The following is a 12,043-nucleotide window of genomic DNA, read 5'->3' as shown; positions in this document are numbered from 1 at the left end:
AGCTGCCGACTACAATGTCGGCCCGCCCTTCTTCGCTGCCCGACTCGCCTTCCTGCATGCGCACCATCACATCCTGGGATCTTTTCTGCCGCGTCGTCGACAACTATGGCGACATTGGCGTCTGCTGGCGCTTGGCTCGACAGCTTGTACAGGAGCACGGCCACACCGTCCGTCTGTGGGTGGACGATCTCCGTTCGTTCGAAAAGATCTGCCCCGCTGTCGACGCAGAGGCCGATGCGCAGCGCGTCTCGGGCGTGGATATTCGCCACTGGGCTGACGACGCCCAGGCTGCCAGCCTCCTAGCCACCGACGCACATCCCGCGCTGCATGATGTGGTGATTGGCGCCTTCGCATGCGCCGTCCCGGAGCCCCTACAGACGCTCATGGCCCAGCAGGCATCCCAAGGCCCGGCGCCGGTTTGGATCAACCTGGAATACCTGAGCGCCGAGGACTGGGTTGCCGAACATCACGCGATGCAGTCGCCACATCTGCGACTGCCGCTCGTCAAGCACTTCTTCTTCCCCGGTTTTGCACGCAACACCGGCGGCGTACTGCGGGAGTCGCATCTTGGCGCGCAACGCAAGACGTTCGAGGTAAGCCCCGCCGCCCACCAGGCCTTATGGCACCGACTCGGAGTCGACGACCTGATGCGCGACAACCCTGACGCCCTGCGCGTCAGCCTGTTCGCCTATGCCAACTCGGCGCTGCCAACGCTGGCCGCCCAATGGGAAGCCTCACCCCAACCGGTGATCTGCCTGGTGCCGGAGGGCCTGGCCGCCAGACAGATCGCCGAGCTATTCGGCGACGCCGACGCCGCCAGAACCGGCGCGCGATGGGCGCGCGGCAACCTGAGCGTGGCGGTCGTGCCTTTCGTGCCGCAAGAGCACTACGACCCGCTGCTCTGGGCATGCGACATCAATTTCGTGCGCGGTGAAGACTCGTTCGTGCGTGCCCAATGGGCGCTGAAACCGTTTGTCTGGCACATCTACCCCCAAAGCGACGACGTACACCTCGCGAAACTGGACGCTTTTCTGGCTCGCTATACCCCCGCTCTGGCAGAGGCCGACGCCAAGGCGCTTATCGCCTTCTGGCACGCCTGGAATGGTGCGCCAGCGCCACTCAACTGGACGGACTTTGCAGCCGCCGCGCCTCGCCTGCGCGCACGGGCCGTCACTTGGGAGCAAAGCTTGATGCAACTAGGCGATCTCGCCGCGAATCTGGTGGCATTTTGCGAAAAACAGGTAAAATAGCGGGCTGATCTGTATGCGACCCCCGGCTCTGACCTGGTTCGCGCGGCCCGGAGGGTATCGCGCGGTGCTTCGTTGCTTGGCGCGCATCGAACCCTCTTACTCTCAGGAAATGTGAAATGGCTTTGAAAATCGCGCAAGAACTTCGCGCTGGCAACGTGTTCATGATCGGCAACGACGCAATGGTCGTGCTCAAGACCGAGTACAGCCGTTCGGGCCGTTCGGGCGCCGTCGTCAAGATGAAGTACAAGAACCTGCTGACCGGCGCAGGCGGCGAGTCGGTGTTCAACGCCGACGACAAGATGGACCAGGTCATCCTGGAGAAGAAGGAAGCCGAGTACTCCTACTTCGACGGCACGATGTACGTGTTCATGGATCCGGTCACCTACGAACAATACAACGTTGAGCCCGCCGCCATGGGCAGCGCGTTGAACTACCTGCAAGACGGCATGAAGGTCGAAGTGACGTTCTACAACGAGAACGCCATCTCGGTGGAACTGCCGACCACGGTTGTCCGCGAAATCGTCTACACCGAACCGGCTGTCAAGGGCGACACGTCGTCGGGTAAGGTTCTGAAGGCGGCTCGCATCAACGACAACGAAGAATTCACGATCATGGTCCCGCTGTTCTGCAACATCGGCGAGAAGATCGAAATCGACACGCGTACCGACGAGTACCGCAGCCGCGCCAAGTAAGAGCTGGCGTCGCAGCAAGCAGAAAGGCTCCCTCGGGAGCCTTTTCTTTTGCGATCGCGTTTTTGCGTTTTGGCGCTACGCGATGAGTTTCGCCTCGCGCAACGTACGCAGCGCCTGCTTGTAGGCCGATTGCTGCTGCAACTTGGCCCAGTCCTTCTCGGCCCGGCCGCCAAACAGCCGGCGCACGCGCCGCTGCGATGCCTTGCCCATCGACACGTCCAGCTCGCCGAGCAATTGATCGGCCTTGTCCGGCGCATTACAGATCAGCACCATGTCGCAGCCGGCCGTGAGCGCTGCTCGCGCACCGTCGACCACCGTGCCGGCAACGCTCGCGCCTTCCATGCTCAGGTCATCGCTGAAGATCACGCCGTCAAAGTTGAAATGCGCGCGCAGCATGTCCTGCAGCCAGAAGCGAGAGAAGCCTGCCGGGTTCGGATCGACCGCTGAATAAATCACGTGCGCCGGCATCACGGATTGCAGGCCGATGCCCATCCAGCCGTAAGGCTGCGCGTCGTCAGCGAGGATGGCCTCCAGCGGACGCTCGTCCACCGGCACGGCGACGTGCGAATCAGCCTGGACGTAGCCGTGACCGGGGAAATGCTTGCCGCAGTTGGACATGCCAGCCAGGCGCAGGCCCAGCGTCAGGTGGTTGGCAAGCATCGTAACCACCCGCGGGTCGCGATGAAACGCGCGATCGCCGATCACGCTGCTGCTGCCGTAGTCGAGATCGAGCACGGGCGTGAAGCTGAGGTCGATATCGCACGCCCTCAGTTCAGCGGCCAGCACGTAGCCGCAGGCGGTGGCAGCGCGCGTGGCGGCCAGCACATCGGCGTCCCATAGCTTGCCCAGCGCGCCCATGGCGGGCAGGTGCGTGAAACCGTCGGTCTTGGCGCGCTGCACGCGACCGCCTTCGTGGTCGATGCAAATCAGCACGTCATTACGAATGGCGCGAATGGCTTGCGTGAGCGCCGTCAACTGCGCGCGCGATTCAAAGTTGCGGGCAAACAGGATCACGCCGCCCGTCAATGGATGGGCAATGCGTCGAACATCGTCGAGGCCGAGTTCCAGGCCGGCAACATCCAGAACGATCGGGCCTGGACGCTTCTGCTTCTTGGTTTGAGTCATGCGGAGGATTTGGTTTGCAACTCGGCAACGGCGAAGGCGACTGCGTAGTCGCGCTCGTCCGTCACACTGATCTGGATATGAAGGCCATGCTGCGCGATCCAGTCGGCCAGTTCACCGCTGTAGTGCACCACCGGTTGGCCGGATGGCAAGTTCAGCGTCTGTACCGCACGCCACGTCATCGGCCAGCGCATGCCCAGGCCGATGGCCTTGGACACGGCTTCCTTGGCGGCAAAGCGCGTGGCAAGAAACGCAAGGCCCCGCCGCTCAGAGCGCGCCTTGCGGGCATGGTAGACGCGCAGCTCTTCGGGGCCCAGCACCTTTTCGGCGAAGCGGCCGTTGGTCCGCTGCATCACGCCTTCGACGCGCTCGATCTGGATGATGTCGGTGCCGATGCCGTAAATCGCACCGGACACCGAGGCGGCTGCGCCCCGTCCGCTCATACAGGCACGCCCGGGTGTGCGGCCGCCGGGGTCGTGGACGACAGCCGAGCCGCAACCATGATCGCCTTCATCTCGCGCACCGCGTTCTGCCACCCGGCAAACACCGCATGCGCAACGACGGCGTGGCCGATGTTGAGTTCATGAATGCCGGCGATGGCCGCGATCGGCTGCACGTTCGTGTAGTGGAGGCCGTGGCCAGCGTTCACACGCACGCCCCAGCGGATGCCCTCTTCCACCGCGGTCTCGATGCGGACGAGTTCCGCCCGCAGCTCAGCATCGTCGGTCGCTTCGGCATAGCGGCCCGTATGCAGTTCGATGACGGGAGCACCGGCAGCGGCGGCCGCCTCGATCTGTGCCGCATCCGGATCGATGAACAGCGACACGCGGATGCCCGCATCGGCCAGCTGCTTACAAGCGGCTTGCACCTTGGCAAAACCGCCCACCACGTCCAGGCCGCCTTCGGTGGTCACTTCCTGACGGCGCTCGGGCACGAGGCAGACGTCTTGGGGGCCGATATCGCACGCGATGTCGAGCATCTCCTGCGTGACGGCGCACTCCAGGTTCATGCGGGTGCGCAGTTGCGGCCGCAGCGCGCGCACATCGGCGTCCTTGATGTGGCGGCGATCTTCGCGCAGGTGCAGGGTAATGAGATCGGCGCCGGCTTCTTCGGCCAACAGCGCCGCGGCGATCGGGTCCGGGTAGGTGGTGCCGCGCGCGTTGCGCAGCGTGGCGACGTGGTCGATATTGATGCCCAGGTCGATGATTCCCGGCGAGGCATGAAAGATCATAGTTTCTGCAAGTCGATCAGGATCTGGCGCGTCGAAAGCGGCGTGCCATGCAAATGATAATGCAGCAGGAAACGCATCAGGCTGCGGCTTTGCTGCGCGGTCGTGGGGCGCGAGGCGTAATCGTCGTGTTCCATGTCGATCAGCGTCTGGCCGCGCAACACAGGCCAGGACGATGGATCGCTGGGAAGCGTCCGCCGGATGCCGCGCTCGGGGTGATAGACGTATTCGGCGTCGGCCTGCACGGGTTCGCCGTCGATGCAGCGATCGAGCTGCGCGGCAAAGCCGGTCTCACGCAGCAGCACACGTTCGAACGCCCGCAGCGTGAAGGCCGCGGGTTCGCCATGGGCAAGCTTATTGAGTGTTTCGACGTAATGCGCGAACAGTACCGGATGGCCGTCTTCGCGGGCGACGAACTTGACGAGCAGTTCGTTCAGATAGAACCCGGATAGCAGCCCCTCGCCGCCCAGCGGCAACATGCCGCCCACCCACTCGGCGCGAGTCAGCGTGCGCACATCACCGCGACCGCTCCAGGACAGCGACAGCGGCTGGAACGTCTGCAACACCGCACGCAACGCCGAATGCGGACGCTTGGCCCCCTTGGCGACCAGCGCCATGCGCCCGTAGTCCGGCGTGAAGACGTCGATGATGAGGCTGGTTTCCCGATACGGATAACTGTGCAGCACGAAGGCCGGCTGCGCAGCAACACGTGTTTCGGAACGCCCGGCAGGAAAGCTCCTGCGCGGCGCGGCGCCGGCAACGCCCTCCTCGGCCAGCCATTCCGCGGCCTCGTCCGGAATCGGATCGGATCGTCCCGCCATCGAACGTGTGTAGAGTGGCCCGGCTAGGTGGTTATTCGTAGCCGTAGGCGCGCAGGCCGGCTTCGTTGTCGGCCCAACCGCTCTTGACCTTGATCCAGACCTCCAGATACACCTTGCCGTCGAACAGCTTTTCCATGTCCATGCGGGCTTCGGTGGAGATCTGCTTGAGCTTGGCGCCCTTCGCACCGATGATCATCGCCTTGTGGGCATCGCGATCGACCAGAATGGTCACGAACACGCGGCGCAGGCGACCTTCGGTTTCGAATTTGTCGACGATGACGGTGCTGGAATACGGTAACTCGTCGCCAGTCCAGCGGAAGACCTTCTCACGAACAATTTCGGCGGCCAGGAAGCGCTCGCTGCGATCGGTCAGCGCTTCCGGGTCGTACATCGGTTCGCCTTCCGGCAGGTACGGGCGCACGATGCCGAGCAAGCGGTCGATGTCGTCGCGATTCTTGGCCGACATCGGCACGATTTCGGCAAACGGAAACACCTGTGCCATGTCCTGCAGGAACACGGCGACCATCTCGGCGCGCGTGTACGCATCGAGCCGGTCGACCTTATTGACGATCAGGATCACGGGCGTCTCGCGCGGCAGCAGCGAGAGCACCTTCTCGTCGTCCGGGCCATAGCGGCCGGCTTCGACCACGAACAACACGGCATCCACCGACGTGAGCGTGGACGTGACCGCGCGGTTCAGCGACCGGTTCAGCGCGGTGGCGTGACGCGTCTGGAAGCCCGGCGTATCGACGAAGACGAACTGCGCGTCATCCGTCGTCTGAATGCCAGTGATGCGGTGGCGCGTGGTCTGCGCCTTGCGCGATGTGATGCTGACTTTCTGGCCCACGAGGGCGTTCATCAGCGTGGATTTGCCGACGTTCGGCCGCCCAACAATGGCGACCATGCCGCAGCGGAACCCCTCCGGCACGCCAGATTCTGGCTGCGGAGGCTGCAATGGGGTGTCGCTCATTTACCTGATTATTCCTTCAACCTGAGAGACAACTGCGGATCGGGCGGCGTGGCCTGCTTGCGCGTCTTGCCGGTGCGCTCGGCGCGGCTGCGCTTGACGAGCTGCGGCACCAGGCGATGCGCTTCATCCAGGGCCAGCTTGGCCGCCGACTGTTCGGCCGCGCGCCGCGATGCCCCGCTGCCGGAGACGCGAATCTCCAGCTTGGGAATCGAGCACTCGACCTCGAATTGCTGATTATGCGCCGCGCCGTGGGTGGCCACCACCGTGTACAGCGGCAACGCGATCTTGTGACCTTGGAGGTACTCCTGCAACAGCGTCTTGGCGTCCTTGCCGAGCGTGCGCGGGTCCACCTGCTCGAGGATGGGGATGTACAGCTTGCGAATCAGCGTGCGGGCTGCATCGAAGCCACCGTCGAGAAACACCGCCCCGAAAATCGCTTCCAGCGCATCGGCCAGGATAGATGGGCGGCGGAAACCTCCGCTTTTCAACTCGCCTTCGCCCAAACGCAGGGCATCGGGCAACTGCAGCATCTGCGCGATCTCGTACAGCGCCTGTTGCTTGACCAGATTGGCCCGCACGCGCGACAGATCGCCCTCGTCCAGCTTGCCGAACATGCCGTAGAGCATGTCAGCGACGGCGCAATTCAGGATCGAATCGCCAAGAAATTCCAGGCGCTCGTTATGCATCGCGCTGTGGCTGCGATGGGTGAGCGCCTGCTGCAGCAACTCCGGTTTGCTGAAGCGGTAGCCAAGACGTTGCTGTAGCGCATCCAAACTCATGTCAACGCTGGGTCCCCGAATAGGTGATCACCAGACCGATGGGGCCATACAAGGGGATCTCGCGCTTGTACGAGAAACGCACCGCCTGGATGGAGCCACCGCCGTCCAGCACTTCCAGATCTTCACCCTTGATCGAAGTGATGTCATCGATCGCGGCTTGCTTGTCAAAGGCGCTGGCCACCTCTTCGCGCGTGCTCGCACGCTCGCGCGCCTGCTTAACAGCACGTGTGATGGCCTGGTATTCCATCAGGCTCGGCACAGACCGAATGGCCGGCAGCACAAACGTAATCAGCACGATGATGCCGATCAGCATGCCAAACATCGTAATCCCGCGCGACGGGCGTTTCAGACCGGCCTGACGAATCCGCATTGCATTTCCCCCGTTTTGCAATTGCCGAGTTTCAATAAGAGATTTTTGCTTCACTTACGGGATCAATGGAAACCACCGATCCGCTTCAGGTCACCCAGGTTCATCCAGATGAAGAACGCTTTCCCGACGATGTTCTTGTCCGGCACGAAGCCCCAATAGCGGGAGTCCGCGCTGTTGTCGCGATTATCGCCCATCATAAAATAGTGACCTGCAGGTACCTTGCAGGTGAAGCCGGTCTGATTGTAAGTGCAGTTTTCGCGGAACGGAAAATCATCCGGACCGGAGACATAGGCCGGGCGGTCGGCATCGTTCAGGATGTTGTGCGTCACGTTCCCCAGCGTCTCCTGGTACTGCTTCGAGTACGTCAGGCGCTCGCCATCAAGGTAATCGGACTGCGGCGCGTAGGTTGCCGGCTGGCCGTTCACGGTCAGGCGCTTGTTGTCATACTTCACCACGTCGCCGGGCACGCCGATCACGCGCTTGATGTAGTCCATCGACTCGTCTTTCGGATAGCGAAAGACCATCACGTCGCCACGTTGCGGTTGATTGAGTTCGACGATCTTCTTGTTCACGATCGGCAAACGAATGCCATACGTGTACTTGTTGACCAGGATGAAATCGCCGATCTGCAGCGTCGGAATCATCGATCCCGACGGAATCTTGAACGGCTCGATCACGAACGAGCGCAGCAGGAACACCGCGGCGATCACCGGGAAGAAGCTGGCGGTGTACTCGAGCCACCACGGCTGGCGCAACTTGTCTTCAGCCAGTTGCAAACGCGCGGCACCGATGTCGCCGCCACCGCCGTACTGCGCCTGCACCTGCGCGCGAGCGTCGAATTCAGCCAGCGCCGTGGCCGCAGCCGCCTGACGCTGGCGCTGGAACACGAGCTTGTCAGCCACCCACGCGATACCAGTGAGGACGACGAGAACAAACAGAATCAGGGCGAAGTTCATGGATGAGAGATCGTCCGAGCGATGTCTGGATTATTTTTCTTCGACGCGCAGGATGGCCAGGAAGGCCTCTTGCGGAATTTCAACGGTACCCACCTGCTTCATGCGCTTCTTGCCCTCTTTCTGCTTTTCGAGGAGCTTCTTCTTGCGCGAGATGTCACCGCCGTAGCACTTGGCCAGCACGTTCTTGCGCAGCGCCTTGACGTTTTCGCGGGCGATCACGTTCGCGCCAATGGCTGCCTGGATCGCTACGTCGTACATCTGGCGCGGAATGATCTCGCGCATCTTGGCGGCCACTTCACGGCCACGGTACGTGCTGTTCGAACGGTGGACGATGATGGACAGCGCATCGACCTTGTCGCCGTTGATAAGGATGTCGACCTTGACCACGTCCGACACGCGGTATTCCTTGAACTCGTAGTCCATCGACGCATAACCGCGCGAGACAGATTTCAGCCGGTCGAAGAAGTCCAGCACGATCTCGCCCATCGGGATTTCGTACGTCAACTGGACTTGGCGGCCGTGGTAGCTCATGTTGATCTGCGAGCCACGCTTCTGCTCGCACAATGTAATCACGGCGCCCACGTACTCCTGGGGCATGTACAGATTGACCGTGACGATCGGCTCGAGAATCGCCTCGATCTTGCTCGGGTCCGCCGGCATCTTGGCGGGGTTCTCCACCTGCACCATCGTGCCGTCGCGCAGTTGCACCTGATAGACCACCGTCGGCGCAGTGGTGATCAGGTCCATGTCGAACTCGCGCTCCAGGCGCTCCTGCACGATCTCCATGTGCAGCAGACCCAGGAAGCCGCAGCGGAAGCCGAAGCCCAGCGCCTGCGACACTTCCGGCTCGTATTGCAGCGACGCGTCATTGAGCTTGAGCTTTTCCAGCGATTCTCGCAGCGCTTCGTACTGATTGGCTTCCACCGGATACAGACCGGCAAACACCTGCGGCTTGACCTCCTTGAAGCCCGGCAGCGGCGCTTCGGCCTTGCGGGGCGCGACGTGGGTGATGGTGTCACCCACCTTGGCGGCCTTCAGCTCCTTGATGCCGGCGATGACGAAGCCGACCTGCCCTGCCGACAACGACTCACGCGGCACCGACTTCGGCGAGAACACGCCCACCTGTTCCACCAAGTGCTGCGCACCGGTCGCCATCAGCAGGACTTTGTCCTTGGCGCGCAGGGTACCGTTCACTACGCGCACCAGCATCACCACGCCGACGTAGTTGTCGAACCACGAGTCGATGATCAGCGCTTGCAGCGGCGCCGCCGGGTCGCCCTTCGGCGCCGGTACTTTGGCGATCAGCGCTTCCAGCACGTCGGCCACGCCCTCGCCGGTCTTGGCGGAGCAGCGCGTCGCGTCGGCAGCGTCGATGCCGATGACGTCTTCGATTTCCTGAATCGCGTTGTCCGGATCGGCCGCAGGCAAGTCAATCTTGTTGAGCACCGGCACCACTTCCACGCCCAGCTCAATGGCGGTGTAACAGTTGGCGACGGTTTGCGCTTCCACACCCTGGGAAGCATCGACCACCAGCAGAGCGCCTTCGCACGCGGACAGCGAGCGGCTGACTTCGTAGCTGAAGTCGACGTGCCCCGGGGTGTCGATCAGGTTGAGGTTATAGACCTTGCCATCCCGCGCCTTGTAGGACAACGCGGCGGTCTGCGCCTTGATCGTGATGCCGCGCTCCTTCTCGATGTCCATCGAGTCCAGCACCTGGGCTTCCATCTCGCGGTCGGAGAGCCCGCCACACAACTGGATGATGCGATCGGCCAGCGTCGATTTGCCGTGGTCGATGTGGGCGATGATCGAGAAATTACGGATATTGTCCATCGAATGCGTCGAAAAGCGCCCATCCCGGGCGCGTCTGCCGGGCGCGCGAGGCGGGTCCGGCATGGCCGGCGCGCGTTGGCGGCGTCGGCGGGAGGTATTGGGTTCAAAGCCGAAGTTGCGGCACAATAATCGTGCAGTGCAAAAATCGGCGCTAACAGGCGATTTTACCGGATTTCAGAGGGCTCCCCGCGCCTCTTTTTGCGGCAGCGGCGTCGCGTCAGTTGTGCGCAGTCTGCGCTGCGAGCCACGCCTGCACGGCCGGCACATCGAGAAAGTAGTGGCACAGCTCACGTGCATCTTCCGGTGAGGTTTCCGGAGCGCCCGTCATCAGCACCGGCACCAACTCGTCAAACCGCGCTTCCAGCGCCGGATCGCTGTCGACGTCCACTTCGTGCAGCACAAAAGAAAAACCGCGCCGGAGCAGCTCCAGCGCGTTCTTCATGTCCTCGCACAAATGGCAGTACGTGCGGCCGTAGAGCGTCAGTTGGATCACTGACCACCACCCGAACGGGCGGCGCTCGGGCGCAGCGTCACCACCTGGGTGGCATCGCCACGGCGGACGAACACCGCAACCATGCGGTTCTTATCAAGCTTGGCAACCACCTCGTTGAACTGCTTGGCGTTGGTGACATCGGTATCACCGACACGCAGGATCAGGTCGCCCGGTCGAATGCCGACACGCGCCGCCGGCCCTTCAGAGACCTGCACTTCAACGCCACTCTTGGTCTTGAATTCGCGACGCGCGCCGTCGGACAAGTCAGCCACCACGAGCCCCAGCGCGTTCGGCTTGCCCGGGCCCTGCTGGCTGTTATCGGGCTGCGCGCCCTTGGTACGCTGCGCCACCTTCGTGTCGGCCTGCAACTCGGCGACCGTCACGGCCAGATCGCGCGTTGCGCCCTTGCGCCAGACCTGCACGGTGGCGCGCGTTCCCGGCTTGGTCTCGCCGACCTGGCGCTGCAGGTCACCCGCCTTCTCGACATCGCGGCCGTTGTACTTCAAGACGATGTCACCTGCCTCGATGCCTGCCTTGTCCGCCGGACCGCCCGATTCGACATTGCCGACATAGGCGCCACGCGCACGGCCCAGACCCAGCGACTCCGCTGCATCCTTCGGCACGTTGTCGATTGCCACACCGATGCGGCCGCGTGTCACGCGTCCCGTCGCCTTCAACTGCTCAGCCACTCGCATCGCCTCGTCGATCGGGATCGAGAACGAGATGCCCATGTAGCCGCCGCTTTGGCTGTAGATCTGGTTGTTGATGCCGATCACCTCGCCGCGCAGGTTGATCAGCGGGCCGCCCGAGTTGCCTGGGTTGACGGCCACGTCGGATTGAATGAACGGCAGATAGTCGCCTGTATCGCGCCCCTTGGCCGACACAATGCCCGCCGTAACCGTATTGTCCAGGCCAAACGGAGAACCGATCGCGAGCACCCACTCGCCCACGCGCACCTTGTCGGAATCGCCCAGCTTCAGGCTCGGCAGAGCACTCGCTTCGACCTTGACGAGGGCCACATCGGTGCGTTTGTCCAGGCCGATCAGCTTGGCTTTGTACTCGCGTTTGTCGATCAGCGTGACGTAGATGGTTTCCGCGCCTTCCACCACATGCGCGTTGGTCAGGATGTAGCCGTCGCCCGAGATGATGAAGCCGGAACCAACGCCGCGGCTCTGTTCCTCTTCCTGTTGCGGCGGCGCGTTGCGGCGCTTCTGGCCCTGCCCGGGCATGCCCGGCATCGGTACACCGAAGAAGCGGCGGAAAAATTCAGCCATGTCGTCATCATTCGGACCACCCTGCTGCATACGGACCTTTTCGGTCGTGCGGATGTTGACAACGGCAGGACTGACCTTCTCAACCAGATCGGCAAAATCGGGCAGGCCATACGTGGCCGTGGCCACGCTGCCCGTGGCATTCTGCGCGTGGGCCGGCACCAGCGCGCTCCCAACCGCCACAGCGGCGGCAACGCATAGCAGACGCAAGGCGTAAATGGATCGAGCGGTACACATGAAAGCTCCCCGGAACAAGGACAG

13 protein-coding genes are annotated in these 12,043 nt (G+C 62.8%); 2 read left to right on the top strand and 11 right to left on the bottom strand.

Going from position 1 to position 12,043, the window contains the following annotated elements; genetic code table 11:
- The first annotated feature begins 56 nt into the window (after positions 1-56).
- Positions 57-1,250, top strand: a complete 1,194-nt coding sequence (gene earP, locus BEK68_RS04165) for an elongation factor P maturation arginine rhamnosyltransferase EarP (RefSeq protein ID WP_012435235.1) — start codon at positions 57-59, stop codon at positions 1,248-1,250.
- A gap of 122 nt (positions 1,251-1,372) precedes the next feature.
- On the top strand, positions 1,373-1,942 hold the full coding sequence (gene efp, locus BEK68_RS04160; protein WP_024542043.1) for an elongation factor P: 570 nt from the start codon (positions 1,373-1,375) through the stop codon (positions 1,940-1,942).
- 75 nt (positions 1,943-2,017) lie between these two features.
- Here efp and nagZ read toward each other — a convergent pair whose 3' ends face one another.
- From nagZ to BEK68_RS04105, 11 genes are all read right to left on the bottom strand, one after another.
- On the bottom strand, positions 2,018-3,067 hold the full coding sequence (gene nagZ / locus BEK68_RS04155; RefSeq protein ID WP_004635611.1) for a beta-N-acetylhexosaminidase: 1,050 nt from the start codon (positions 3,065-3,067) through the stop codon (positions 2,018-2,020).
- Positions 3,064-3,507 (bottom strand): holo-ACP synthase, encoded by a 444-nt coding sequence (gene acpS, locus BEK68_RS04150; protein ID WP_012435234.1) that lies wholly within the window; start codon positions 3,505-3,507, stop codon positions 3,064-3,066. The genes nagZ and acpS overlap by 4 nt, the downstream gene beginning before the upstream one ends.
- Positions 3,504-4,295: a pyridoxine 5'-phosphate synthase gene (gene pdxJ / locus BEK68_RS04145; RefSeq protein WP_012435233.1), complete on the bottom strand. Its 792-nt coding sequence runs from the start codon at positions 4,293-4,295 to the stop codon at positions 3,504-3,506. Before pdxJ ends, acpS begins: the two co-directional genes overlap by 4 nt.
- Entirely contained in the window at positions 4,292-5,113 is an 822-nt protein-coding gene (recO, locus tag BEK68_RS04140; protein WP_012435232.1) for a DNA repair protein RecO, read from the bottom strand. The genes pdxJ and recO overlap by 4 nt, the downstream gene beginning before the upstream one ends.
- A 31-nt stretch (positions 5,114-5,144) precedes the next feature.
- A complete protein-coding gene (era, locus tag BEK68_RS04135) occupies positions 5,145-6,083 on the bottom strand; it encodes a GTPase Era (RefSeq protein ID WP_004635627.1) in 939 nt (312 codons plus the stop codon).
- Positions 6,084-6,091: 8 nt separating this feature from the next.
- Complete coding sequence (rnc, locus tag BEK68_RS04130; protein WP_004635630.1) at positions 6,092-6,862, bottom strand: ribonuclease III; 771 nt, start codon at positions 6,860-6,862, stop codon at positions 6,092-6,094.
- A 1-nt stretch (position 6,863) separates the two neighbouring features.
- A complete protein-coding gene (locus tag BEK68_RS04125; RefSeq protein ID WP_012435231.1) occupies positions 6,864-7,232 on the bottom strand; it encodes a DUF4845 domain-containing protein in 369 nt (122 codons plus the stop codon).
- Between the two features lie 62 nt (positions 7,233-7,294).
- The gene (gene lepB, locus BEK68_RS04120) at positions 7,295-8,188 is read right to left on the bottom strand and encodes a signal peptidase I (RefSeq protein WP_004635634.1); all 894 of its coding nucleotides are present in this window, start codon (positions 8,186-8,188) and stop codon (positions 7,295-7,297) included.
- A 30-nt stretch (positions 8,189-8,218) separates the two neighbouring features.
- Positions 8,219-10,018 carry a translation elongation factor 4 gene (gene lepA, locus BEK68_RS04115; RefSeq protein ID WP_012435230.1) on the bottom strand — a complete coding sequence of 600 codons (1,800 nt, stop codon included), beginning with the start codon at positions 10,016-10,018 and terminating at the stop codon, positions 8,219-8,221.
- Between the two features lie 217 nt (positions 10,019-10,235).
- Positions 10,236-10,511, bottom strand: a complete 276-nt coding sequence (locus BEK68_RS04110; RefSeq protein WP_012435229.1) for a glutaredoxin family protein — start codon at positions 10,509-10,511, stop codon at positions 10,236-10,238.
- Positions 10,508-12,019: a DegQ family serine endoprotease gene (locus BEK68_RS04105; RefSeq protein ID WP_004635640.1), complete on the bottom strand. Its 1,512-nt coding sequence runs from the start codon at positions 12,017-12,019 to the stop codon at positions 10,508-10,510. The genes BEK68_RS04110 and BEK68_RS04105 overlap by 4 nt, the downstream gene beginning before the upstream one ends.
- Positions 12,020-12,043: the final 24 nt, after the last annotated feature.

The organism is Ralstonia pickettii, from assembly GCF_001699815.1.
Taxonomy (GTDB): domain Bacteria; phylum Pseudomonadota; class Gammaproteobacteria; order Burkholderiales; family Burkholderiaceae; genus Ralstonia; species Ralstonia thomasii.
The sequence above is the reverse complement of the archived record's forward strand: the minus strand, read 5'-3'. Positions and strand labels throughout refer to the sequence as shown.